Genomic DNA, 25963 nt, shown 5'->3' with positions numbered 1-25963 from the left:
TTGTTAACTATCGTCCCGCGCGAGGATGTATTCCTCGAGCAGCTTCTTCTCTTCTCCAGAAAGCGAGCGGCTTTCCAGAAGATCGGCGCGTCGTTCATAGGTCCGACCAAGGGACTGCTGTAAACGCCAACGCCGGATGTGTGCGTGATTGCCACTTAGCAATACGTCGGGAACACGCTGATCCGCATACACCTCCGGTCGGGTGTAGTGCGGGCAATCCAGCAAACCATCCGTGAAGGAATCTTCCTCCGCAGAGTCCGCATGCCCTAAAGCTCCAGGCAGCAGTCGTGTAACCGCATCTATCAGGACCATCGCCGGCAGCTCGCCGCCAGACAGAACATAGTCCCCAATCGACCACTCTTCATCGACATGAGCTTCAATAAAACGCTCGTCAATGCCTTCATAGCGACCGGCAATCAGGATCAGTGCTTCCTCATTCGCCAGTTCGCGTACCGCCGCCTGTTTCAGCTGACGGCCTTGAGGGGACAGGTAAATGACCTTCGCCTTCTCCCCTGCTGCTGCCTTGGCCTGAACCAATGCGTCTTCCAGGGGCTTGATCTTCATCACCATGCCCGGGCCACCGCCAAAGGGGCGATCGTCCACAGTGTGATGTCGATCCGTCGTGTAGTCTCGCGGGTTCCAACAGGTGAGCTGCAACAGCCCCTGTTTCACCGCCCGACTGGTGATGCCGTACTCGCTGATGGCGGAAAACATCTCGGGAAACAAACTGATCACTTCAATGCGCAAATTAGCCACGCTTAGAAGTCCGCGTCCCATTCCACCTTCATCTCGCCCGCGGCCAGGTCGACGGCCAACACGCATTGCTCGGTATAGGGCAACAGGCGTTCGCGATCATCCAGGCTGCCAGCGCAAGGCTTGACCACCATTACATCATTGGCGCCGGTTTCCAGAAGATGATCGATTTTCCCGAGTAATTGCCCGAGTTGATCAATAACCTTCAGACCTTCCAGCTGGTACCAGTAGTACTCGCCGTCGGTCAATTCAGGGAACAGGTTGCGCGGCACGCAGATCTCATAACCGGCCAGAAGACGAGCTTCTTCACGATCATCAAGACCCTTGAGCTTTGCGACCAGGAACTTGTCGTTCCCACGTCCACTGACCAGCTCGACCTGTTTCACACTCCCCTCGCGCTTGAGCGTCCAGGTTTTGTACTGCAACAGGTTTTCAGTCGGATCAGTAAAGGAATACACCTTCACTTCGCCGCGAACGCCATGAACAGAGTAAATCTTGCCGATAACGATCAAATCATCAGCAACAGCTGGCGTCGCGTTCATATTGCTCAGGCTGCGGCCTTAGCCGAGTCCTTCAACAACTTGGCAACACGCTCGGATGGCTGTGCACCAACGCTCAGCCAGTAGGCTACGCGCTCTTGGTTCACGGACAGACGAACTTCTTGACCACGAGCAACAGGGTTGAAGAAACCAACCTGTTCCTTGTGCGAACCGTCGCGCGGGTTGCGGCTGTCGGTTACGGTCAAGTGGTAAAACGGGCGCTTTTTGGAGCCGCCAAGGGCAAGACGGATTGTTAGCATGTGAACATCGTTCCTGTAGTCGGTGCTGCAAATCTAAATGCACAGCGGGCATAGGTGCCCGAAAGGCCGCATATTCTAAGGAATATCCGGACTTTTGCAAATGTCTTTTTCTGGCGCCTATCAGCGTGCCATTCAGATCTGCTATAGAGCCGTCGGTTAAAACGGCAAGTCAGCTCCCGCCAGACGGCGGGTTTGCTGGAGATCCCACATCCCTGTGGGGCGGAGCAGGAGCCAGGCTCCCGCTCGAATACTTTACATTTTCGGCATGCCGCCGCCGGGCAACATACCGCCCATGCCGCGCATCATCTTGGCCATTCCGCCTTTCGCGGAGAATTTCTTCATCATTTTCTGCATTTGCTTGTGCTGCTTGATCAAGCGACCGATGTCCTGCACCTGGGTGCCGGAGCCCATGGCGATCCGACGTTTGCGCGAACCGCTGATCAGCTCAGGGTCGCGGCGCTCGGCCGGGGTCATGGAGTTGATGATGGCTTCCATCTGTTTGAACTGCTTCTCTGCCGCGCCCTGGGCATTGCCCATCTGCGCCAGGTTCACACCGCCGATGTTCGGCAGCTTGTCCATCAGGCCGCCAAGGCCGCCCATGTTCTTCATTTGTTGCAACTGATCGCGGAAGTCTTCGAGGTCGAAGCCTTTACCCTTCTTCAGCTTCTTGGCCAGTTTATCGGCCTTGTCCTTGTCGAGCGTCGCTTCGGCCTGTTCGATCAGGCTGAGCACGTCGCCCATGCCGAGGATACGCGAGGCGATACGCTCAGGGTGGAACGGTTCGAGCGCGTCGCTCTTCTCGCCCATACCGATGAACTTGATCGGCTTGCCGGTGATGGCGCGCACCGACAACGCGGCACCGCCACGGGCGTCGCCGTCGACCTTGGTGAGGATCACGCCGGTCAGCGGCAGTGCGTCGCCAAAGGCCTTGGCGGTGTTGGCCGCATCCTGGCCGGTCATGGCATCGACCACAAACAGGGTCTCGACCGGGTTGATCGCGGCATGCAGCGCCTTGATCTCGCCCATCATCTCTTCGTCGATGTGCAGGCGACCGGCGGTATCGACGATGACCACGTCGATGAATTTCAGCCTGGCTTCTTTAATAGCGGCGTTGGCGATGTCGACCGGCTTCTGGCTCAGGTCGGACGGGAAGAAGGTCACGCCCACTTCGCCCGCGAGCATTTCCAGTTGCTTGATGGCCGCCGGACGGTACACGTCGGCCGACACTACCATCACGGACTTCTTCTTGCGCTCTTTAAGGAAGCGCGCCAACTTGCCGGCGGTGGTGGTCTTGCCCGCACCTTGCAGACCGGCCATCAGCACGACGGCCGGTGGCACGGCGCTGAGGTTCAGGTCTTCGTTGGCCGCACCCATCAGGCTTTCGAGTTCGGCCTGGACAATCTTCACAAAGGCCTGGCCCGGGGTCAGGCTGCGGGACACTTCGGTGCCGACCGCGCGCTCCTTGACCGAGTTGACGAAGTCCTTCACCACCGGCAAGGCCACGTCGGCTTCCAGCAACGCCATGCGTACTTCACGCAAGGTGTCTTTAATATTGTCCTCGGTCAGCTTGGCCTTGCCGGTAACGTGGCGCAGCGTCTGCGAGAGACGGTCAGTCAAGTTTTCAAACATGCGCGATCCTTTCAGGCCCTATGGTAGACCGAGGTAATGGCGGCCCAGGCTGTGGTAAATCGCTATTAAAAACAGCGCTCGGCGAGCCTGCGGCGTGGGCAGGTCGCGGATTATAGCGAAGACTGCGCCCATGCACACCCGCTGTCTGGTCCGGGAGTCTTTCGTGGAACGCAGGTGTATGCCAAACTCAGCGCCTTTCGGGCTTGCCTAACAGGATTTATGCTCCCTTTGTCACCCAGCTTGCTACCCAGTCTCGCCGCCGCCCTGCTGTATGCCGCTGCGACCCTCTATCAGGGCATCCGCCTGGCCAAATGCGCCAAGGCCGACAAACGCCTGCTCACCGGCCTCGGCGTACTTGCGCTGCTGGCCCATGCCGCGAGCCTGTTTACCCATCTGATGACGCCGGTCGGCCTGGGCCTGGATTTTTTCAGCGCCGCCAGCCTGATCGCCGCCGCCGTGATCGCCCTGACGCTGATCGCCTGCGCGCGCATCCCGGTGGAAAACCTGCTGCTCCTGCTCTTTCCCCTGGGCATGCTGACGGTGCTGCTGGCGCAATTCGCCCCCACCGGCACGGTGCAGGTGATCGACGAAGAGCCGGGCATCCTCGCCCATATCCTGCTTTCGATCCTGGCCTACGGCATGTTCACCATCGCCGTGTTCCAGGCCCTGCTCCTGCTGCTGCAGGATCACCAGCTCAAGCACAAGCACCCTTTGGGGCTGATCAAGAACTTCCCGCCGCTGCAAACCATGGAAAGCCTGCTGTTCGGTTTCCTCTGGGCCGGTTGGACGTTGTTGTCGCTGTCGCTGATTTCCGGCTGGCTGTTCGTCGAGAACCTGTTCGCCCAGCACCTGGTGCACAAGACCCTGCTGGCGTGCCTGGCCTGGGTGGTGTTCAGCGTACTGCTGTGGGGCCGCAACCGGCTCGGCTGGCGTGGACACAAAGCGATTCGCTGGACCCTGGCTGGTTTCTGCCTGCTGATGCTGGCCTATTTCGGCAGCAAGCTGGTCCGCGAATACATCCTGCATATCTGACGGGCGGCAATCATGGACAACTTGCCCCTGGGGCCGATGCTCGCGGTAATCGCCCTGCTGGTGTTATGGGCGGCACTGTTCACTGCCATCGAAGCGGCGCAGCAACACCTGCTGGCCCTGCGCCCCGGTACGCGCCAGGGTGACAAGGCCGCGACCCGCCTGAGTTTCCCGCGCCATAGCCTGGTCCTGTGCAACAGCCTGTGTCGCGCGGCAGTGGTGATTCTGTGCACCTTGCTGGCGATCTATGCCTGGGCGCAGAACGGCCCGTGGCTCGGCTGGCTGATCTCCTGCACCCTGCTGCTGATACTCGCCGACTACCTGCCCCGCGCCCTCGCCACCCGCCATCCGCAAGCGATACTGGGCTTTGGCAATGCACTGCTGGGCGTGCCGCTGAAAATCCTCTACCCACTGGCCTGGCTGCTCAATGGCATCAGCCTGTTGCTGCTGCGCCCGTTCACCCGCACAGCCAGCGTGGTGAAAAAGAGCGACGACCCGTTGCCCGACCATGACGACGAACCAGAATCCGCAGCCGACGAAGACCGCACCCCCGGCATGCCCGGCATCCACGCCCTGGACAACATCACCGTCAACGACATCCTGGTGCCCCGCAGCGAAGTGGACGGCATCAACCTGGATGATTCGATCGAAGCGATCATCGAACAACTGCGCAACTCCCAGCGCACGCGCCTGCCGGTGTTCCACAGCGACATCAACCAGGTCGAAGCGGTGCTCAACACCCGGCTGATCCAGCACCTGCTGCCGGATGCCAGCCTGACCAAAGAAGCGTTGCTCTCGGCCTCCTACGAACCCTATTTCGTTCCGGAAAGCACCGCCCTGCAGTTGCAACTGCTGAATTTCCACAAGCAACAGCGGCGCCTGGGCATGGTGGTGGATGAGTACGGCGAAGTGCTGGGCATTGTCACCCTGGAAGATATTCTCGAAGAAATCGTCGGCGAATTCGAAAGCGATCAGGCTGGCGACAACCCGCATATCCAGGCACAGCCCGATGGCCGCTATGTCATCGACGGCGCCGCATCGATCCGCGAACTGAACAAGAGCCTGGCCTGGCACCTGCCCAGCGATGGCCCCAAGACCCTCAACGGCCTGGTGACCGAAGCCCTGGAGACCATTCCGGATTGTGCGGTGTGCCTGAAGATCGGCCGCTACCGCCTGGAAATCCTCGAGACCGAGGACAACCGCGTCAGCAAGGTGCTGATCTGGCACACCAGCCGCGTACCGGTCGCCGTATAGCCCCCCTTGTTGTATCGCCAAGCCCCTTCCTATAATCCCTGCGGCTTACCAAAGCCTTGCCCGACCGCGTGCTATCCGCACTGAACACGTCCAGGCACTGCCTTATCGTGTCTGACCGGTGTCCGCTCCCATCCCGAGCCGCTCCGCTCACAACCCTGATCCATGGGTGTTCGACCAATAATAATCCGCGTCCAAACGCGCACTGACCGTCAGGGATAACGCCATGAGCACCACCTATAACGAGGCAGCGACCGCCGCCCCGACCAACTCGACTGCACGCGTCGCCACTGCGAGCATTGTCGGCACCGCTATCGAGTTCTACGACTTCTACATCTATGCCACGGCAGCCGCGCTGGTGATCGGCCCGGTGTTCTTTCCGCAGAGCTCCGGTACCGCGCAGATGCTCGCGTCGTTCCTGACCTTCGGCATTGCCTTTATCGCCCGCCCGTTGGGTTCGGCGCTGTTCGGCCACTTTGGCGACCGTATCGGCCGCAAATCCACCCTGGTGGCCTCGCTGCTGCTGATGGGCGTGTGCACCACGCTGATCGGCTTGCTGCCCGGCTACGACAGCATCGGGGCCTGGGCGCCGATCCTGTTGTGCGTGCTGCGTTTCGGCCAAGGCTTGGGCCTGGGTGGCGAATGGGGCGGCGCGGCGTTGCTGGCCACCGAGAATGCACCGAAGGGCAAGCGCGCCTGGTTCGGCATGTTTCCGCAGTTGGGCCCGTCCATCGGTTTCCTGGCGGCCAACGGCTTGTTCCTGATCCTGGCCATGAGCCTGAACGACGAGCAGTTCCGCAGTTGGGGCTGGCGTATCCCGTTCATCCTCAGTGCCGTGCTGGTGATGGTCGGCTTGTATGCGCGTCTGAAGTTGCATGAAACCCCAGTGTTCGCCAAGGCCGTGGCCAAAGAGGCACCGGTGAAAGTGCCGCTGGTGGAACTCTTCAGTCAGCATTGGCTGCCCGTGCTGCTGGGCGCTGCATCGATGGTGGTGTGCTATGCGCTGTTTTACATCACCACGGCGTTTTCCCTGAGCTACGGGGTTTCGACCCTGGGCTACAGCCGTGAGACGTTCCTGGGGCTGCTGTGCTTTGCGGTGCTGTTCATGGGCCTGGCCACGCCGCTGGCGGCCCTGGCCAGTGATCGGTATGGGCGTAAACCAGTGCTGATTGTCGGCGCGGTGCTGGCGATTCTGTCGGGTTTCACCATGGAACCGCTGCTGACCCACGGCTCCACTTGGGCCGTCGCGCTGTTCCTGGCCCTGGAGTTGTTCCTGATGGGCGTGACGTTTGCGCCGATGGGCGCGCTGCTGCCGGAACTGTTCCCGACCCGCGTGCGTTATACCGGGGCTTCGGCAGCGTATAACCTGGGAGGAATTGTCGGTGCGTCGGCCGCACCGTTCTTCGCGACCAAGCTGGTGGCGATGGGCGGGCTGAGTTATGTCGGCGGGTATGTATCGGCGGCAGCGCTGCTCAGCTTGATTGCGGTGCTGTGCCTGAAAGAGACGCGCAATAACGATTTGAACAAGGTTGCCTGATAGCCCGCTATCGGGAGCAAGCCCCCTCCCACCTTTGAATGCATTCACACATCTGAACTTGTGAATACAGTCAGTATGGGAGGGGGCTTGCTCCCGATGCAGACGACGCGGTTTAGAGCTCTACAACAACCGCCTGTGCCGCACGGGTCGCTTTGGCGCGGGCTGCTTCGATCGACTCATCCCGTGCCAATGCCACGCCCATGCGGCGCTGGCCATTCACTTCCGGCTTGCCAAACAGACGCAGCGCCGTATCTGGCTCGCTCAGGGCCGCGCCGAGGTTGGCGAAGGCGGTCTGGGTCGATTGGCCTTCCACCAGGATCACCGCCGACGCCGAAGGGCCGAACTGACGGATCAATGGGATCGGCAAGCCGAGGATCGCGCGGGCGTGCAGGGCAAACTGCGACAGGTCCTGGGAAATCAGGGTCACCAGGCCAGTGTCATGGGGGCGCGGCGAGACTTCGCTGAACCACACCTGATCGCCCTTGATGAACAACTCCACGCCAAACAGACCGCGACCACCCAGGGAATCCGTCACCGCCTTGGCCACGCGCTCGGACTCGGCCAGGGCAATCGGGCTCATGGCCTGGGGCTGCCAGGATTCCTGGTAATCGCCCTTCTCCTGGCGATGGCCAACCGGCGCGCAGAAGGTGGTGCCGCCAATGTGGCGCACGGTCAGCAGGGTGATTTCGTAGTCGAAGTCGATAAAGCCTTCGATGATCACGCGGCCCTTGCCGGCACGCCCGCCTTCCTGGGCGTAATCCCAGGCTTTCTGCACGTCATCGACGCCGCGCAACAGGCTCTGGCCCTTGCCCGACGAACTCATCACCGGCTTGACCACACACGGGAAGCCCAAGTCCTGGACGGCCTTGCTGTAGGCCTCGAAGGTATCGGCGAAGTGGTACGGCGAGGTCGGCAGGTCCAGCTCTTCGGCGGCCAGGCGACGGATACCTTCGCGGTTCATGGTCAGCGAGGTGGCGCGGGCTGTCGGGATCACGGTGAAGCCTTCGGCCTCCAGCTCCACCAGGGTCGCGGTGGCGATGGCTTCGATTTCCGGCACGATGAAGTGCGGCTTTTCCGCTTCGATCACCGCACGCAGGGCGGCGCCGTCGAGCATGTTGATCACGTGGCTGCGATGCGCCACCTGCATGGCCGGCGCGTTGGCGTAGCGATCCACGGCAATCACTTCAACGCCCAGGCGTTGCAGTTCGATTACCACTTCCTTGCCCAGCTCACCGCAGCCACACAGCAAAACGCGGGTCGCGGTTGGCGACAATGGAGTTCCGATTCGGGTCATCTCAGGTCCTCAGGGGAGCGGATCATGGGGAGAAAGGCCGGCATTTTACATGAACTGCAAAAATTGGCCTCAGTTGGCGACGGCTCGCCGGCGCACACGCCAGACCATGATCAGCCACACCGCCGTGACCCCGGCGAATTTCGACGCCAGGGCAGTGCCCACCACAGCAGGCGTGAGCGCGCCGATCAGGCCGAAAAAGATAAAAGTGTCGAGGGGAATGCTCAGCGCCGAACTGATCCACAGGCGATCATGCAGCGGACGCTTGGTGATGCTGAACACCAGCCAGTCGATGCACTCGGAGACCGCGAACGCCGTGGCGCTGGCCAGGGCGATGGACGGATCGGAGGTGATATACGACAGCACCAACGCTGCCAGCATGGCGACGATTGCCCCATGGCCGAAGCGGGTTTGCACCATGTCACGCAGGATAAACACCAGGCCACCCCAGGCGGACCAGATGACATCCAGGTGCGGGGCGGTGGAGAAGGCGAAGTTGATCAGCACGACGCTGCTGATGTAGGCAATCAGGAAGAGCATGGGGGATGGACCTGTGGGTAATGCTGCACAGGGTACACAATTGCAGGAGTGTCGTCTGGGGTGGCCCTATCGGGAGCAAGCCCCGCCCACATTTTGATGTGTGAATACATTCAAGTGTGGGAGGGGGCTTGCTCCCGATAACCACGGTTCAGGCGCTCGACTTCCCCGGCATCATCCACACCAACCCATCCGCCACCGCCCGCTCATGGCACAACCCCAGCACCGCGCGGCGCTCGGCGTTGTCCATGCGGCTCCAGCGCGTGATCTCATCCGCCGTGCGCTGGCAGCCGGTGCAGATGTCGTCATCGTCCAGCGCGCAAATGCTCACGCACGGCGAGGCGACGGGGCGTTCTTTCGGGTTCATGCTTCCTGCTCAGCCAGATCCCGCGCATAACGCTGAGCGTTATGCACATAGTGCGCGGCGCTGGCTTCGAGCATCTTCTTTTGCGCGTCGGTCAGTTCCCGCACCACTTTGCCGGGCGAGCCCATCACCAGGGAGCCATCGGGAATTTCCTTGCCTTCGCCGATCAGCGAGTTGGCGCCGATGATGCAGTGCTTGCCGATCTTGGCGCCGTTGAGGATCACTGCGTTGATACCGATCAGGCTGTAATCGTCGACGGTGCAGCCGTGCAGCATGGCGTTATGACCAATGGTCACGCCGGTGCCCAGGGTCAGCGGGTAGCCCATGTCGGTGTGCATCACGCTGCCGTCCTGCACGTTGCTGTTCTTGCCGATCAGGATCAGTTCGTTGTCGCCACGCAACACCGCGTTGAACCAGACGTTGGCGCCCTCCTCCAGCTTGACCTTGCCCACCAGCGTGGCATTGGGGGCCACCCAGCTGTGTGGATGTGTCTCGACGCGGGCATCGCCCAGGCGGTATTTCATAGTGTTCCCTCTCGGCTGGCCATTCAGTCGATGGCTGGACTATTGATGAAGCTCTTGGGTGGGTGATGCAGGCTGATCTTGGCGTCGTCATAGAGCAGATTGATCAACTCGACGATCATGATTGCGGTCAACCCCCAGATCTTGTATTCGCCGAACCGATAGCTGGGCACATACCAACTGCGGCCCTGGTAGTCGATTCTGTGGGTATGTTCACGCGGGTCCTGTCGGAAAAACTCCAGGGGCACGCTGAAGACTGCGGCAATCTCGGCATCGTTGGCCAGGTAGTCGACGTAATCGGGGATCACGCCAACGTAGGGCGTCACGCGAATGCCGTGCAGGGAAATCAGCGGGCTCAGCGGGCCGATGACTTCCACCAGGCCGGGCGGCAGGCCGATTTCTTCTTCGGCTTCGCGCAGCGCGGTGAAGATCAGGTCCGGGTCTTCGGGGTCGCGACGCCCGCCGGGAAAGGCCACTTCGCCGCCATGGGTCGACAGGCCGCTGGCGCGCAGGGTCAGGATCAGCTCAGGTTCGTCACTGCGGGTAATCGGCACCAACACGGCGGCCTCGGGGAAACGCCCGTCAGTCTCGAGCAGTTGCGGCGTGTGATTGCTTACCCGGCGAAGTAGCTCGTCCAGCATGAGTCATCTCGATCTGTTGGCTACCTTGCATCATGCACCAAAGCGTGCGGTCGCCCAACCCCAAAACCCGGGCGGTGTCGCTAAACGACAACTTGCAGGCCCCCGCAGGCCACGCCAAGATAGACGCACTTTCCAGGAACCCCAGCATGAAATTCTGCAGCCAGTGCGGTAAACCGGTCACTCAACGCATTCCCGAAGGCGACGCCCGCCTGCGTTTTGTGTGTGATCACTGCTCGACCATTCACTATCAGAACCCCAATATCGTCGCCGGCACCCTGCCGGTGTGGGGCGATCAGGTGCTGCTGTGCCGCCGCGCCATCGAGCCGCGTATGGGTTACTGGACCCTGCCGGCCGGCTTCATGGAGAACGGCGAGACCGTGGAACAGGCCGCCCTGCGCGAAACCCTGGAAGAAGCCTGCGCCCGCGTACGCAACCTGAGCATCTATACCCTGATCGACGTACCGCATATCAGCCAGGTGCATGTGTTCTACCGCGCCGAACTGATCGACCTCAACTTCGCCGCCGGCCCCGAAAGCCTCGAAGTGAAGCTATTCGACGAAGCCGACATCCCCTGGTCCGAGCTGGCTTTCCGCACGGTCGGGCGTACCCTAGAATACTTCTTCGCCGACCGTCGCCAGCAGACGTTCCCGGTGCGCAGCGAAGCTGTGCCGCCGCTGTCCAAGCCCGCCCAATAATCACTCGGCAAATCGTCACCCAAGGGAAATCGTTTTAATGCGTTGGTTGCTTGCTCTGTTCTGTCTGTCGTTCGCCACGCTGTCGTCAGCCTCCACCCTGCACACCCTGCACGGTAAAACGGTCGAGAAAGTCCTGGTCCTCAAGTCCGCCCATCAATTGCAGTTGATCAACGACGGCAAGCCGTTCAAGACCTACCGCATTTCCCTGGGCAAAAACCCCAAGGGTCAAAAGTTGATCGAAGGCGACCGCCGTACGCCGGAAGGCCTCTATTGGATCGACTGGCGCAAGACCAGCGATCGCTACAACCTGGCCATGCACATCTCCTACCCCAATATCAGCGACTCGGCCCGCGCCCGCCGCGAAGGTGTGAACCCGGGCAGCATGATCATGATCCATGGCACCCCCGACACTGAGGAATACCCGGAGCAGTGGTTCCACACCCTGGACTGGACCGACGGCTGCATCGGCATGCGCAATGTCGACATGCGCGAAGTCTGGAACCTGGTCAAAGACGGCACCCTGATCGAGATTCGGCCCTAACCCGGACCGTTCGTAAAATAAATCAAAAAACACGCCTGCCAACGGCAGCACCTGCCGGTGAATACCAGTTCACCGCGCGGGCTGCGCATTTCTGCGCCCCATCAAGACCTCTCTAATACCACTTGCCGCCAGGCCGCACAAAAACACCCTGAAACCATTAGATTCGGCGTTTTGGCTGCATTGACATGGTATTCAAGTGGTATTAGTTTCCGACCACTACCGAGCGACAACACCCCAATAACCGCATCGGAAACCTGACAAATGAACCCCATCCTGACGCTGCGTCCCGACGACAAACAGTCCACGCCGCTGTACCTGCAACTGGCGCGTAATCTGGAAGCGGCGATTCATGCCGGCCAGTGGAAATCCGAACAGGCCCTGCCTTCCGAACGCACCCTCAGCGAGCAGCTAAGCATCTCGCGGGTCACCGCCCGTAAAGCCCTGGAAGTCTTGTTCGCCCAGGGCCTGATCCGCCGCAGCCAGGGCTCCGGCACCTTTATCACGCCTCGCCTGGAACAGCCGCTGTCACGCCTGTCGGGGTTCAGCGAAATGTTGCGCCTCAAGGGGTTCGTGCCCAGCTCCCAATGGCTGGAGCGCGACATCACCGCGCCGACCCACGAAGAGCTGATCCGCCTGTGCCTGTCGCCGACCGACAAGGTGGCGCGCCTCAAGCGCCTGCGCAAAGCCGATGACACGGTGATGGCCATCGAAATGACCACCCTGCCCGCTTCGGTGCTGCCGCAGCCGCAGGCCATCGGCCATTCGTTGTACGAATACCTGGAACGCATCGGCAAGCCCATCGTCCGCGCCCTGCAGCATATCCAGGCGATCAACGCCTCGGACGAGTTCGCCACGCTGGTGGGCATCGCCCCCGGTACCGCCATGCTGCTGATGACCCGGGTCGGCTACACCGCCGACAACACGCCGATCGAAATCACCGACACCTACTGCCGCAACGACTACTACGACTTCGTCGCAGAGCTGCGCCGCTGAGACTGTGCCGCCCAACCGCGGCGTTAGAGAACTGCCCATGTCCGAAGACAATATCCTCACCCCGCGCGGCTGGATGCGCGGTCGCCTGGTGCACGCCCACGGCAAGGTCATCGCCATCGACGGCGCGCCTTGCGATCCGGCCGACAACGACCTGCCCTACCTGCTGCCGGGCTTCATTGACCTGCATGTGCATGGCGGTGGCGGCAAGGACATCATGGAAGGCGCCAGCGCCTTCGAGACCATCACCCGCACCCACGTGCGCTTTGGCACCACGTCGCTGCTGGCCACCACCATGACCGCGCCGGTGGACGAGATCTCCAGTGTGCTCGGCCAGCTCGGCACCTTTTGCCAACAGCGTCCTGCCGGCAGCGCCCGGGTGCTCGGCGTGCACCTGGAAGGCCCCTACATCAATCCGGGAAAACTCGGCGCACAGCCCAACTTCGCCCACACCGCGTTGATGGAAGAAGTGGAGGCCTACCTACGCCTGGCGCCGATCCGGGTGATCACCATCGCCCCGGAAATCGCCGGCCACGACGCGTTGATCCGCGTCCTCAGCGAACGCGGCGTGCGCATGCAGATCGGCCACACATTGGGCAGCTACGAAGAAGGCGTCGCCGCCCTCGCCGCCGGAGCCAGCAGCTTTACCCATTTGTACAACGCCATGAGCCCGTTGCATCACCGCGAACCGGGCATCGTCGGCGCCGCGTTGGCCCACGCCACCTACGCGGAATTGATCCCGGATTTGCTCCACGTGCACCCCGGCGCCATGCGCGTGGCCTTGCGCGCGATCCCGTGCCTGTATTGCGTCACCGACTCCACCGCCGCCGCCGGCATGCCCGACGGCGAATACAAACTGGGCAGCCACACCGTGACCAAATGCCTGGGCGGCGTGCGCCTGGCCGACGGCACCCTGGCCGGCAGCACCCTGACCATGGATCAGGCACTGCGCAATCTGGTGAAAATCGGCCTGCCCATCAGTGAAGCCTCACAACGCCTGTCGCAATTTGCGGCGGACTACCTGGGCCTGGAAGAACGCGGCCGCCTGCAACCCGGCAGCTTTGCCGACTGCGTGCGCCTGGACCGCTCCCTACACCTCACCGACGTCATGGTCGAAGGAGAAACCATTGTCTTCCCACATGCTTGAAGAGGCATTGGCCTCCTGCGACGCCGTCGCCGCCCAACTGCAACGCCTGGGCCCGACGCTCGAACACATCGCCGAGCACCTGCGCCGTCAGCCACCGCACGTGGCGATGACCATCGCGCGCGGCAGTTCCGACCACGCCGCCAGTTACTTCGCCTACCTGGCCATGCAGCACGTGGGCATTGTGGTGGCGTCGTTGCCGATGTCGGTGGTGACCTTGCTGCACGCGCCGTTGAAGGTCAGCGGCCAGGTGGCGTTCGGGTTTTCGCAATCGGGGCAAAGCCCGGATCTGGTCGACAGCCTGCGCCTGCTGCGCCAACGCGGCGCCTTGAGCATTTCGCTGGTCAATGCCGAACACTCGCCCCTGCAAGCGGCTTGCGAATACCACGTGCCGCTGTGCGCCGGGCCGGAACTCAGCGTAGCCGCGACCAAAAGCTGTATCGCCACCCTCAGCGCCAGCGCGCTGCTGATCGGCCACTGGAGCCAGGAGGCCGACGTGCTGCACGCCTGCCAGGCGTTGCCCGCGGGCCTGCGCGAAGCCGCCCGACAAGATTGGCGCAGCGCCATCGACGCCCTGCGCGACTGCCAGCAATTGATGGTGATCGGCCGTGGCGCCGGGTTTGCCATTGCCCAGGAAGCTGCGCTCAAGCTCAAGGAAACCTCGGCGATCCAGGCCGAAGCCTTCAGCAGCGCCGAAGTGCGCCACGGGCCGATGGCCTTGATCGGTGCCGACTACCCGCTGCTGGTCTTCGCCCCACGCGGCGCCGAGCAAGCCGGCCTGCTGAGCCTGGCCGCCGACATGCGCCAGCGCGGCGCCCGCGTGCTGCTGGCCGCGCCGGACGATATCGCCGAACGCGACCTGACCCTGAGCCGCGCCGAACACGCGAGCCTGGACCCGATCCTGGCGATCCAAAGCTTCTACGTGATGGCCGCCGGTCTGGCGGTCGCCCGTGGCATGGACCCGGACCAGCCCCGCCACCTGAGCAAAGTGACCCGCACCCACTGAGTCGATTGCCACGATTTCCTGATGAGTACCGTGCCCATGTCCAACAACAATAATGAATTGACCCTCGGCGCCCCCCTCAGCGGGCCGGTGTTGGCCCTGGGCAGCGTCCCGGATGAAGTATTCGCCAGCGGCGCCATGGGCGACGGCGTGGCCATCGACCCGCTGAACGATGGCCTGCACGCGCCCTGCGACGGGGTGATCATCCATGTCGCCCGCACCGGGCATGCCCTGACGATTCGCGCCGAGAACGGTGCCGAGTTGCTGATGCACATCGGCATCGACACCGTGGCGCTCAATGGCGAAGGGTTCGCGCTGCGGGTCAAGCAAGGTGAGCGCGTCAGCCAGGGCCAGGTGCTGGTGCAGTTTGACCTGGACCGCATTGCGCGCCAGTGCAAGAGCCTGGTCAGCCCGATCATCCTGACCAATGGCGAGCACTTCGAGCTGCGCGTCCTGGGCCCGAAGACGGTCAAGGTCGGCGAGCCATGGCTGCAGATTGCGCCGCGTTCGACCGCGCCGGGGCAAACGGCTGTGGATAACTCTGCGGCGCACGCCAGCGCCAGTGTGCGCGTCAACCATCGCGGCGGCCTGCACGCCCGGCCGGCGGCGTTGGTGCGCAAGACCGCACAGGGCTTCAGCAGCCAGTCGCAGGTGCACCTCGGGGATAAGTCGGCCGCCTGCGACAGCTTGATCGGCCTGATGGGGCTGGGAATCGGCGAAGGCGACGAGGTGCGCGTGAGCTGTCGCGGCAAGGACGCCGAGGCCGCGTTGCACGCGTTGGTCGCCGTGCTCTCGGTCGTCAGCAACGCGGCACACCCCGCGCCGGCCGCCGTCGCGCCACGCCGGGCGAACACCGAAGCCGATGTGCTGCAAGGCGTGTGCGCCGCCCCGGGCCTGGTCTGCGGGCCGCTGTTGCGCCTGGCCGCCATCGAGCTGCCGGCCGACCCCGGCAATCACCGCGCCGACGAACAACGGCAACGCCTGGACGCCGCCCTGGAACAGGTGCGCGGCGAAATCCGCACCACCCTCGAGCACGCTCACCAACGCCAGCAGGTCGAAGAAGAAGACATCTTCGCCGCCCACCTCGCCCTGCTCGAAGACCCGGCCCTGCTGGACGCCGCCACCACCGCCATCGAACACGGCAGCGCCGCCACCCATGCCTGGCGCGATGCTATCCAAACCCACTGCGCGGTGTTGCTGGCCCTGGGCAAGCCTTTGCTCGCCGAGCGCGCCAACGACCTGCGCGATCTGCAGCAACGGGTACTGCGCGCGCTGCTCGGTGAAGCCTGGCAGCTCGAATTGCCTGCCGGGGCGATTGTCAGCGCCGATGAATTGACCTCATCGGATCTGCTGCAACTGAGCGCGCAGCAGGTCGCCGGGATCTGCATGGCCGAAGGCGGCGCCACCTCCCATGTGGCGATCCTGGCACGCGGCAAAGGCCTGCCCTGTGTGGTCGCCCTGGGTGCTGAAGTGCTCGCCGTGCCCCAAGGCCAACGGGTGGTGCTGGACGCCACCCACGCTCGCCTGGAACTGGCGCCCAGCGACGCGCGCCACGCCGAAGTGCACCGGATTCGCGACGCACAAACCCTGCGCCGCCAGCAACAGCACGCCCAGGCGAAAGGGCCGGCGATCACCGCCGATGGCGTGCGTATTGAAGTGGCGGCCAATGTCGCCTCCAGCGCCGAAGCCGAGCTGGCGTTCGACAACGGTGCCGATGGCATCGGCCTGTTGCGCACCGAATTCCTCTTCGTCGACCGTCGCACCGCCCCGGACGAACAGGAACAGCGCCAGGCCTACCAGGCCGTGCTGGATGCGATGGGCGACACCTCGGTGATCATCCGCACCATCGACGTGGGCGGCGACAAACAGCTCGACTACCTGCCGCTGCCGGTCGAGGCCAACCCGGTGCTGGGCCTGCGCGGCATTCGCCTGGCCCAAGTGCGCCCCGACCTGCTCGACCAGCAACTGCGCGCGCTGCTGCAAGTGAGCCCGCTGCATCGCTGCCGCATCCTGCTGCCGATGGTCAGCGAAGTGGACGAACTGCTGCAGATCCGCCAGCGCGTGGATGCGTTGTGCGCTGAACTCAAGCTGAGCCAACGCCCGCAACTGGGGGTGATGATCGAAGTGCCCGCCGCCGCGCTGATGGCCGAACAACTGGCCCAACATGCTGACTTCCTCTCCATCGGCACCAACGACCTGTCCCAGTACACCCTGGCCATGGACCGCGACCACGCCGGCCTCGCCGCACGGGTCGATGCGCTGCACCCGGCGCTGCTGCGGCTGATCGCCCAGACCTGCTCGGGCGCGGCCAAACACGGGCGTTGGGTCGGCGTGTGCGGCGCCCTGGCGTCCGACCCGCTGGCCACGCCGGTGCTGGTCGGCCTGGGGGTCAGCGAGCTGTCCGTCAGCCCGCCACAGATCGGCGAAATCAAGGACCGCGTCCGTCACCTCGACGCGGCGCAATGCCGGCGACTCAGCCAAGACCTGCTCGACCTGAGCAGCGCCAAGGCCGTTCGCCAAGCCTGCCAACACCACTGGCCGCTGAGCTGACAACAACAAGAAAAAGGAGACCCGCCATGTACCCACTCTTCATCGAAGGGCTGCAACGCCTGGGCCGCGCGCTGATGCTGCCCATCGCCATCCTGCCGATTGCCGGCCTGCTGTTGCGCCTGGGCGACACCGACCTGCTCGACATCGCGGTGATGCACGACGCCGGGCAGGCGATCTTCGCCAACCTGGCGTTGATCTTCGCCATCGGCATCGCCGTGGGCTTTGCCCGCGACAACAACGGCACGGCTGGGCTGGCCGGCGCGATTGGCTACCTGGTGATGATCTCCACCCTCAAGGTGATGGATACCAGCATCAACATGGGCATGCTCGCCGGGATCGCCAGCGGTTTGATGGCCGGCGCGCTGTACAACCGTTTCAAGGACATCAAGCTGCCGGAGTACCTGGCGTTCTTCGGCGGGCGGCGCTTCGTGCCGATTGTCACCGGGTTCAGCGCGGTGGGCCTGGGCGTGATCTTTGGCCTGGTCTGGCCGCCGATCCAGCACGGCATCAACAGCTTCGGCGTGCTGCTGATGGAAAGCGGCAGCCTCGGCGCCTTCGTGTTCGGCGTGTTCAACCGCCTGCTGATCGTCACCGGCCTGCACCACATCCTCAACAACATGGCCTGGTTCGTGTTCGGCACCTTCACCGACCCGACCACCGGCGCCGTGGTGACCGGCGACCTGACCCGCTATTTTGCCGGCGACCCGAAAGGCGGCCAGTTCATGACCGGCATGTTCCCGGTGATGCTGTTCGGCCTGCCCGCCGCCTGCCTGGCGATGTACCGCAATGCGCTGCCGGAACGGCGCAAGGTGATGGGCGGGATCTTCCTGTCGATGGCGCTGACGTCGTTCCTGACCGGGGTGACCGAACCCATCGAGTTCGCCTTCATGTTCCTCGCGCCGTTCCTGTACCTGATCCACGCGCTGCTCACCGGCCTGTCGATGGCCGTGACCAACCTGCTGAATATCCACCTGGGCTTTACCTTCTCCGGTGGGTTTATCGACATGGTGCTGGGCTGGGGCAGGTCCACCAATGGCTGGCTGGTGGTGCCGGTGGGGCTGGCGTATGCGCTGATCTACTACACGGTGTTCAGCTACTGCATCCGCCGCTTCAACCTGAAGACCCCCGGCCGCGAAGAGCTCCCGGTGGCACCGGCCGAAGCGCTGAGCGACAACCAGCGCGCCACGGCCTACATCCGCGCCTTGGGCGGTGCGCAGAACCTGCTGAGCGTCGGCGCATGCACCACGCGACTGCGCCTGGACATGGTCGATCGCAACAAGGCAGTGGATGCCGACCTCAAGGCCCTAGGCGCCATGGCCGTGGTGCGGCCAGGCAATGGCGGTAGCTTGCAGGTGGTGGTGGGACCGATGGCCGACAGCATTGCCGATGAGATCCGCTTGGCGATGCCGGGCTCCGGCCAGGCGCAATCAGCCACCGCTGTCGCCGCACCTCAAGCCGCCCCCAGGGCGCAACAATGGCTGGAGGCCCTGGGTGGCCGGGACAATATCGTGCAACTGGACTGCGTCGCCATGACCCGCATTCGCCTGCAACTGGCCGACGAAAAAGCCCTGTCGCAGCAACACCTCACGACCCTCGGTTGCCAAGGGGTCAGCCGGCTTGAGGATGGCGTGTGGCACCTGCTGGTAGGCGATCAGGCCCAAGGCTTGAGCGATGCACTCAACGCCCTGGCCCCTCGCAGCCCGATCCGCGCCGACGCCTGATCCCCCTACCTATCTACCGCCCTGACCACGGCGGCCCTCTCCATGCTGAAGGTTCTTCCCCTCAGCATGGAGCCCGTGCCCGTGAGCACTTCCCCACCAGCCCTGACCTTTGACGAGATCAAAGGCTCACTCAACCTGATCGGCCAGCACCTGCTCAACGTCGAGACGCCGTTGCTGCCCAGCCACACCGCGTCCGCCGAACTGGCCTACCTGGAACGCCTGAACACCCATCTGCAGCAGTACCGCCAACATATCCTGGCCAAAAGCCGTGCGCTCTACCACGACCTGGCCCAACGCGACCTGCGCAGCGCCGAAGGCCAGACCTTGCTGACCACGCTCAGGAGCACCCTGAACACGCAATTGCTGGAAATGGATCGACGCGAACAGGTCGACGGCAAAGCACGCAAATCCTTCATGACTTTTGAAGCCGGCTACACCGCCCTGGCCAACGAGGCCGCCCTTGGTGCGGCGGATCGCCTGCTGCACCCCGAGGAGCGGGCGATCCTCGAACGAGTGCCGCTGGGGTTCACCCAACGCCCCGGGCTGTATGCACTGACCTTGCAATACCAGGGGCAAACCGTCGAACTGGCTGGGGCTTTTGTGCTCACGCAACACGCGAGCCCGGTGGTGGCCGACCTTCAATCCACTGCCGCAGTGGGCCGCGTGGCGCTGTTCACCCCGTCACGCGGGATCGAGTTTTTCGACACCCTGGCCGACCTCGACACCCAACTGCTCCAACGCCTGAACGCGCCGAGCGAACGCCAGCACTTCATGAACCTGCTCACCACCGGTTATCACGCACTGACGCCGCACGCGATCTGGCCGCTGGCGTTGGCCCCGATCAGCGACCGCCCGCTGTTCGAGCACCTCGACAACGCGCTGATCGCCAAACGCAGCGAAGACATCGACCGCGCCCTGAGCCTGGTGGACAACCCGGATCACGACACCCGACAGCTGAGCGCCGCACTTGACCAAGCCATCGCCAGCGCCGTGCCCGACCTCAGCGCACGCCTGCAATGGCGCGCCCAGGCCCTGCTGGACCGCTGGCTGCGACACAGCGCGCCCGACTGGTACCGCAGCGCAAGCACCGCCCAACGCGCCCGGTTGGCCGACGATCTGCATCACTACAACCAGGCCCGGCACAACCTCGAGCAGTTGTTCGGCCCCCTCGCCACGCCGCACGCCCTGGCCCGGCACCAGTGGCTGGAACGCCTGAGCGATGAGCTGGACATTCACGACCTGGACCCGGACCGAGTCCAGGTCACCACCCGCCGCTTCGTCAGCCCCATCGGCGACTATTCCCACGAACGCAGCCTGGTCGAACTGGCCCTGCGCGGCCCGCACCCGGACGATGAACGCGCCGGCTCGGACTTCCTGAAAAAGACCACCCTCACCTACGACGACGCGCCCCTGCCCGATGCCTATCACGCCCTGACGCCCGCCTGGCTGGCGCAGCAATTGGGCACCTTGCAGCCGCGCATGGACTTCGGCGCCCTGCAAAAACAACTGCAAGCCAAACCCGAGGCCTGCCAGGCGCTCGAAGCGATGCTCGATCACAGGATCAACGCCCTGGCCTACACCGCCTTGCTGCAAGGGCATCTCAGCGAACACGATGTCGCGCTGATACAGCGCCTGCGTCAAGGCAACGATACGCGCCTGAGCGCTTCGACCCTGGCGCTGCACAAAGCGCAGTTGCAAGACCTCTGGGTGCTGCGCCAGCGCGACGCCAACGGCGTGGTCAACCGCGTGTTGCTGTGCACGCCCCAGGCGCCGCGCGAGCAGCAGTTCCAGGCGTTCGACAGTGAAATCGCCTGCCAGAACCACATCCTCGGCTGGACGCTGGACAACGACCGCACCTCGCCACCGGGCAGCCTGACCGATTACCTGATCACCCGTGTGGCCCTGCGCTTTCGCGCCAAGATGCAGCAGGTACTCAGCGGCCTGAGCTACATGTTTCACGCCCAGGAATACCGGGAAATCAGCTTCGGACACGCCGGCAGCCACGCCGAATGCCTCAAGGCCATGGCCACCCATGTGTTGGCCACGCGCCTGGATGACGATGAGTTCAACACGCCTGGCTGGTACCGCTCGGCCCCGCAGGCCACGCGTCGCACCCTGATGAAGCTGGCCGACGACACCGAGGGCGGTTTGCGCGCCTACAGCGAATACCCCTTGTCCGAAGCCCGCGTGCCGAGCTTTACCACCTACCTGCACGAGCAGGCGCGCAAACGCCTGAACGGCCTGCTGGGGCGACCGCTTAACGATGTCGACCCCGACAGCGTATGGGCCTATTCGCCCGCGTCTTTGGTCGGTTCTTCGACGCCTGCGCCCATCAGCTACACCCAGCTATACCGCGACGGGTATGCCGACGGCATCGGTTTTCTCGACGAGAAATTCTCACGCTCGGCGCGCTTCAAAGGCCCCGATGACGTGGATTTGAGCGCACTGACCGCGGAAAAAGTGGCGCGCTCGGTCACGGGCGTCTGGATCGGCCAACGCTACATCAACGAGATCAAGACCCGGCTGCTCAACGTCGGCAGCCCGGATTACGACCTGCGGCGCGACACCACCCTGGCCTTGACCCAAGGGCAACTGCGCAGCGCGGCCCTTGAATGCCAGTTGCAGGGGCATATCGCCTCGGTCGACAGGCAGTGGCTGGAGCGCAGTATTTCGAGCATGGGCGAGACCTCGCCGGCGATCCGTCGCGACCATGCGATCCATCGCCTGAGCCTCGACGGTGAATGGGTGATCGGCTGCTACCTCTTCACCCACGACAATCACCCGACGCTGCTCTACACCCCCAACGCCCCGGACGGCATCAGCGTGCGCGAAGCCAGGCAGTTCAATTACCTGCTGAAAAAGCTGCCCGGCATGCTCGGGTACCTGGTGCAGCGTGTCGCGGTGCAATCCCAGGCGCGGGTGCGCACGTATCTGGAAGACGCCAGGCGTCAACTGCCCGAGGACCTGGACAACACCAGCGTCAGCCCGCCGCGCCATGACCCGATTCACGCGCAAACCCTGACCCAGGACCTGCGGCGCGAGGTCTATGATCTCAAGCTGCAGCGCACCATCGACGACGTGCACGCGACCACCGTCAACCGCACCGTGATGATCAGCGGCATTTTCTGGACTTGCGTGGAGTGGGTCGCCGCCATCGCCACCGCGCCCTTCCCGGTGCTGAGCCTGAGCGTCGGCCTGGCGCTGGCGTTCAAGGACGCCATGCTCGCCCTGCACGCCTACCATCAAGGCGACAACGCCCAGGCCCTGGAGCATTTCATCGGTTACCTGCTCAACAGCGCCGGTGGGCTGTTCACCGATCTGCGTCCGGCCCTCGGCACCCTGCAACAGCTGATCCGGCCCGCCGCGCGCCAGGCCCCGCGACGCCTCGTGCACAGCCCGGCGCTGAAGCTGATCGGCCCCCTCGAACCGACGCCGCCCGTGCCTCTGGACATGCAATCGGTACTGTTCAACGGCGAGTTCCTCTGGGCCCATCACACCCCGGACACGATCGGTCGCTATTTGCTCTATCGCCTCGACCCGGCCACCGGCAGGCTGGTCTCGACCACCCGCCTGGCCGCACCCGATGCCCAGGGCATCTGGAGACGCACCGGCGTGACCGGCGGCGCGCCGAAGTATGAAAAAGTCCCGGACTCGCCCGACACCCTGAAAAACTACGAGATGCCGGCCAAATACGCCGAGAAGTTGGAGCACGTGCTCAATCCCGAGCTCAAGGCGCTGCTGCGCAGGCAAGGGGAAGGACTCTACGACAATCCCCACATCAGCCTTGCAGCCGCCGCCAGGGATCTGCAACCGCTGCGCGAGGTGTACCAGCAACAGGTCGAACAACTGAGCAAGGATGCCGGCGACTTCTTCAGCAAACAGGCGGTGCCGCTTCCCCGCGCCGAGGTGCCGGCGGTCACGGCGGATACGTCGCTCGCCGCGCTCACGGACAACCCCGTCTTCACGCACGCGCCGAACCTGATCGTCGGCGCCGACCCCGGCTCGGTCGCCGGCCTAAAGGCCGTGATCGAGCACCTCGATGCCCTGCTCGCCAAAGGCTTCAAGCGTCTGTATGTGCAGTACCTGCCCGGCGATGTCTTCCGCGCGAAATTGGCGAAGCTCAACAGCGGCAAATCCTGGAAGCATATCGAGCGGCACCTGAAAATCGTCGATAAGGCCCTGGGCTTTGCCGAAGATGCGGAATTCTCCTACCTGGCACTGGTGCGCAAGGCCTCGGCCAAAGGCCTCAAGATCAAGGCACTGGACGCCTCGACTTCCTACCACCTGGACGACGCCCTGAACCTGGGCGACACCCCGCCGACCACGCCGCGCGACGCCGGGTTGCGTAACTTTTATTCGCACAAGGTGCTGGAAGCCGACAACGAAGCCGTGCCCGGCGAACGCTGGATCGCCCTGGTGGACCCGGCGCGCATGACCCGCCTCAATCAAAAACCGGGGCTGGCGGATCTGCACCCGGCCATCGCCGTGCGCGTGGAGGATCTCGGCGCCGGCCAGACCGTGGGGGTGCGTATCGACCACACCACGAGCGCCGATTACGTGCTGGCAGTGCAAACACCCTCCAAACCCGCAGACCTGCCAGGTTCGTCCACCGCCGCCACCGCGCCGGCAGTGACGCATTACAGCGACTACGATATTGCCCCGCCCCTGCGCGAGAGCATCCTCATTCAGTCCAATCAATACCGTGGCCTGGACACGCGCTACCTGCCCTCAGCCGCACACCGCGAAGCGTTTTATGCCTTCAAAAGCACACGGGACCGCCTCACCCTGGACGCCCAGCAGTATTTGAGCACGCAGACACTGCCAGCCCGGCCCGAACTGTCGCGGCTCAACGGGCAAACCCTGCCCGAGCCGTTCATGCAAACCGTCAGCGACAGTCAACTGGCGGGACTGGTCATCGGCGAAGCCCACAGCGCGCAATCGAGCAAGGCGTTTCTCATCAAGCATATGGAAACACTCAAGGCGCTGAAGTTTGAAACGTTGTACGTCGAACATCTGCTCACCGACTTGCACCAGGCAGACCTGAATCTATTCCGACAGTCAAAACGTCTTTCGCCCACTCTCAAGGACTACCTCCAACGCCAGGACGCCGGGCACATGCCGCTCTACAGCGGCGCCAACCGTTATTTTGAAGTGATCCAGCAAGCCAACAAATACGGCCTACGGGTTCGCGCACTCGACTGCACCGCCAGCTACCACGTCAAAGGCGCCAACCCCGAGGCCCGCAACCAGATGTTCAGCTACTTTGCCGCACAGGTGATCAACGCCGACCAGGCGGCACACGGCCCGCACAAATGGGTGGCGTTCATCGGCAGCGCTCACACCAACACCCACCTGCAAGTGCCCGGCCTGGCCGAACTGCAAGGCGCGGTCAGCCTGCACATCCGCGATACCGCCCCCACGTTGTCGGGCAACATCCGTCCCGGCCGCTGGGAGACGAACCTGGAAACCCGCTGGGCGGCGCTGCGCAGTGACTTCACTCTGGAACTCGGCGTACCCGGTAGGCGCGAACCCACCGCGCTCGCACCCCAGGACCGAACCCGGCTCAAGGAACCCGGACACTTTCTGATCGAACGCCCATCGATGGCAGAGACCTTCGTGCTGCACAAATCCCGAAGCGGGGAAATCGTCTCGACCCCGATCCAAGTAGACGATCAGGGCCTGTTTTTCATTGATCGCTGGGACATGGCGCCGCAGCGCTTTGTCTACCAAACCACCTTGATCGACACCCTGCGCGCCCAGGTGCAACTGACCCCGGCGCCGTAAGCAAATGGGCAGCGACCCACGAAGGTGAGCGACACGAGCTACGAGGGACAACCTGAAAGACTTGTCGGAAAGATCTGATGCACCTGCACCGACGCCATCGCCAACGTTTGAAACCAGCCACCTGTTAGATCTCACAGTTGATACGAAAGAAAACGATCACTAGGCTTGTTTGGCAGGACAGTACATCCGTGTAGTTGTCGCCCTGGTTCCTATTCATTGGACATGGAGTTAAGGAGATGGCTATTACTGTCGAAAAATTAGAAATCGCTCGTAGTGACTTTGAGAGAAATGACGAGAATCGGGACGGATTGTTAACCGCAGATGAATACAGACGGGCGATGACGAACTATGGCATTTCGGATAATTCCATTGATCAAGCCCTGAACGAAATGGACCCCGACCACAATGGCGAAATTACCTGGTTTGAATTCCTCGTTGATTATGTAAACGATGTATTGGAGCGCAAGGCCATATATGTCCAGCTAATTGAGCAACTGGATCAGACCTTCAAGGAATATGACACCGATAAGGACGGCAAAGCGTCTGTCATTGAAATTGTCGAGGCGCTGAAAAAACAAAACTACAGCGGCTACGATATTGAGAATGCGATCACTCACCTGACTCAGCACTATGACTTCGATCAGGATGGTCAAATTACTTGGAACGAGTTGTTCATCAGCCTTATCCCGCAGGTTTAAAACTGACAGCTCTGGAACAGCCCCATATTGATTTAGCGCCGAATACACACATCACACCTGACGCTGATTCAAATGTAGGCACCGGATTGCCGGCGATGAGGCCCGCCCAGGCAACAAAAAACCCGCTGACCCAACAGGCCCAGCGGGTTTCTTGTTCATGCAGCCAACAGATCAGAAATCCGCCAACTGCCACACTTCATACGCTGGCGTCTCATAGGGATGGCTCAGCTTCAACGCCGCCACGACGGCCACGATCAGCTCATCGGCCACCACCAACTCGACCTTCCATTCTTCAACCACTTCAACCTGGCCCACTTGCCCGATAAACGGCTGGCTGCCGTCCAACGCGCGGAATTGGCCCTGGCCCAGCACTTGCCAGGCGCAGCAGTCGTAGTCGCCGATGCGCCCGCCGCCGGCTGCGAAGACGGCGGTTTTCACCGTCTCCACATGGCTGCCAGGCACAAAGAAGGCGAGCTTGTACACGG

At 63.0% G+C, this 25963-nt stretch carries 22 protein-coding genes; 12 read left to right on the top strand and 10 right to left on the bottom strand.

Annotation, left to right across the window (positions count from 1 at the left end; genetic code table 11):
- Nucleotides 1-3: 3 nt before the first annotated feature.
- From trmD to ffh, 4 genes are all read right to left on the bottom strand, one after another.
- Entirely contained in the window at nt 4-777 is a 774-nt protein-coding gene (trmD, locus tag ACLH0J_RS09970) for a tRNA (guanosine(37)-N1)-methyltransferase TrmD (RefSeq protein ID WP_024077235.1), read from the bottom strand.
- Nucleotides 759-1295 (bottom strand): ribosome maturation factor RimM, encoded by a 537-nt coding sequence (rimM, locus tag ACLH0J_RS09965; protein ID WP_010565276.1) that lies wholly within the window; start codon nt 1293-1295, stop codon nt 759-761. Before rimM ends, trmD begins: the two co-directional genes overlap by 19 nt.
- Nucleotides 1296-1300: 5 nt before the next feature.
- Nucleotides 1301-1552 carry a 30S ribosomal protein S16 gene (rpsP, locus tag ACLH0J_RS09960; protein WP_003175899.1) on the bottom strand — a complete coding sequence of 84 codons (252 nt, stop codon included), beginning with the start codon at nt 1550-1552 and terminating at the stop codon, nt 1301-1303.
- Between the two features lie 252 nt (nt 1553-1804).
- Nucleotides 1805-3181, bottom strand: a complete 1377-nt coding sequence (ffh, locus tag ACLH0J_RS09955) for a signal recognition particle protein (RefSeq protein WP_024077237.1) — start codon at nt 3179-3181, stop codon at nt 1805-1807.
- Nucleotides 3182-3400: 219 nt separating this feature from the next.
- On the opposite strand from ffh, the gene ACLH0J_RS09950 reads away from it, so the two are divergent.
- The 3 genes from ACLH0J_RS09950 (at nt 3401) to ACLH0J_RS09940 (ending at nt 6998) form a co-directional block, all read left to right on the top strand.
- Entirely contained in the window at nt 3401-4213 is an 813-nt protein-coding gene (locus tag ACLH0J_RS09950) for an inner membrane protein YpjD (protein ID WP_411391836.1), read from the top strand.
- A gap of 12 nt (nt 4214-4225) precedes the next feature.
- Nucleotides 4226-5464, top strand: a complete 1239-nt coding sequence (locus ACLH0J_RS09945) for a transporter associated domain-containing protein (protein WP_411391835.1) — start codon at nt 4226-4228, stop codon at nt 5462-5464.
- Between the two features lie 223 nt (nt 5465-5687).
- Entirely contained in the window at nt 5688-6998 is a 1311-nt protein-coding gene (locus ACLH0J_RS09940) for an MFS transporter (protein WP_411391834.1), read from the top strand.
- Between the two features lie 112 nt (nt 6999-7110).
- Here ACLH0J_RS09940 and purT read toward each other — a convergent pair whose 3' ends face one another.
- The 5 genes from purT to ACLH0J_RS09915 all read right to left on the bottom strand — a co-directional run bounded on the left by purT (nt 7111) and on the right by ACLH0J_RS09915 (nt 10352).
- A complete protein-coding gene (purT, locus tag ACLH0J_RS09935) occupies nt 7111-8292 on the bottom strand; it encodes a formate-dependent phosphoribosylglycinamide formyltransferase (protein WP_411391833.1) in 1182 nt (393 codons plus the stop codon).
- A 69-nt stretch (nt 8293-8361) separates the two neighbouring features.
- Nucleotides 8362-8829 (bottom strand): preQ0 transporter, encoded by a 468-nt coding sequence (locus ACLH0J_RS09930; protein WP_411391832.1) that lies wholly within the window; start codon nt 8827-8829, stop codon nt 8362-8364.
- A 148-nt stretch (nt 8830-8977) separates the two neighbouring features.
- Entirely contained in the window at nt 8978-9193 is a 216-nt protein-coding gene (locus ACLH0J_RS09925) for a DUF1289 domain-containing protein (protein WP_411391831.1), read from the bottom strand.
- Nucleotides 9190-9714 (bottom strand): gamma carbonic anhydrase family protein, encoded by a 525-nt coding sequence (locus ACLH0J_RS09920; RefSeq protein ID WP_411391830.1) that lies wholly within the window; start codon nt 9712-9714, stop codon nt 9190-9192. The genes ACLH0J_RS09925 and ACLH0J_RS09920 overlap by 4 nt, the downstream gene beginning before the upstream one ends.
- A 23-nt stretch (nt 9715-9737) precedes the next feature.
- Nucleotides 9738-10352: a CoA pyrophosphatase gene (locus ACLH0J_RS09915; RefSeq protein WP_411391829.1), complete on the bottom strand. Its 615-nt coding sequence runs from the start codon at nt 10350-10352 to the stop codon at nt 9738-9740.
- A 146-nt stretch (nt 10353-10498) separates the two neighbouring features.
- Between ACLH0J_RS09915 and ACLH0J_RS09910 the strand changes: the two genes are divergently transcribed.
- From ACLH0J_RS09910 to ACLH0J_RS09870, 9 genes are all read left to right on the top strand, one after another.
- Entirely contained in the window at nt 10499-11047 is a 549-nt protein-coding gene (locus ACLH0J_RS09910; RefSeq protein WP_411391828.1) for an NUDIX hydrolase, read from the top strand.
- 37 nt (nt 11048-11084) lie between these two features.
- Nucleotides 11085-11588, top strand: a complete 504-nt coding sequence (locus tag ACLH0J_RS09905) for a L,D-transpeptidase family protein (protein WP_411391827.1) — start codon at nt 11085-11087, stop codon at nt 11586-11588.
- 261 nt (nt 11589-11849) lie between these two features.
- On the top strand, nt 11850-12581 hold the full coding sequence (locus ACLH0J_RS09900; RefSeq protein ID WP_411391826.1) for a GntR family transcriptional regulator: 732 nt from the start codon (nt 11850-11852) through the stop codon (nt 12579-12581).
- A 37-nt stretch (nt 12582-12618) separates the two neighbouring features.
- Nucleotides 12619-13725 carry an N-acetylglucosamine-6-phosphate deacetylase gene (nagA, locus tag ACLH0J_RS09895; protein ID WP_411391825.1) on the top strand — a complete coding sequence of 369 codons (1107 nt, stop codon included), beginning with the start codon at nt 12619-12621 and terminating at the stop codon, nt 13723-13725.
- Nucleotides 13718-14728: an SIS domain-containing protein gene (locus ACLH0J_RS09890; RefSeq protein ID WP_411392794.1), complete on the top strand. Its 1011-nt coding sequence runs from the start codon at nt 13718-13720 to the stop codon at nt 14726-14728. Before nagA ends, ACLH0J_RS09890 begins: the two co-directional genes overlap by 8 nt.
- A 36-nt stretch (nt 14729-14764) precedes the next feature.
- Entirely contained in the window at nt 14765-17275 is a 2511-nt protein-coding gene (ptsP, locus tag ACLH0J_RS09885) for a phosphoenolpyruvate--protein phosphotransferase (RefSeq protein ID WP_411392793.1), read from the top strand.
- A gap of 26 nt (nt 17276-17301) precedes the next feature.
- The gene (gene nagE, locus ACLH0J_RS09880) at nt 17302-18996 is read left to right on the top strand and encodes an N-acetylglucosamine-specific PTS transporter subunit IIBC (RefSeq protein ID WP_411391824.1); all 1695 of its coding nucleotides are present in this window, start codon (nt 17302-17304) and stop codon (nt 18994-18996) included.
- 81 nt (nt 18997-19077) lie between these two features.
- The gene (locus tag ACLH0J_RS09875; RefSeq protein WP_411391823.1) at nt 19078-24780 is read left to right on the top strand and encodes a toxin; all 5703 of its coding nucleotides are present in this window, start codon (nt 19078-19080) and stop codon (nt 24778-24780) included.
- Between the two features lie 236 nt (nt 24781-25016).
- Nucleotides 25017-25478, top strand: a complete 462-nt coding sequence (locus ACLH0J_RS09870; protein WP_411391822.1) for an EF-hand domain-containing protein — start codon at nt 25017-25019, stop codon at nt 25476-25478.
- Nucleotides 25479-25649: 171 nt separating this feature from the next.
- Here ACLH0J_RS09870 and ACLH0J_RS09865 read toward each other — a convergent pair whose 3' ends face one another.
- Entirely contained in the window at nt 25650-25961 is a 312-nt protein-coding gene (locus tag ACLH0J_RS09865) for an NGG1p interacting factor NIF3 (RefSeq protein WP_411391821.1), read from the bottom strand.
- Between the last annotated feature and the right edge of the window lie 2 nt (nt 25962-25963).

Origin of the sequence: Pseudomonas sp. MPB23 (assembly GCF_046605395.1) — a bacterium.
GTDB lineage: Bacteria > Pseudomonadota > Gammaproteobacteria > Pseudomonadales > Pseudomonadaceae > Aquipseudomonas.
Note: the sequence above shows the minus strand (reverse complement) of the source record. Positions and strands in the feature narration are given on the sequence as shown.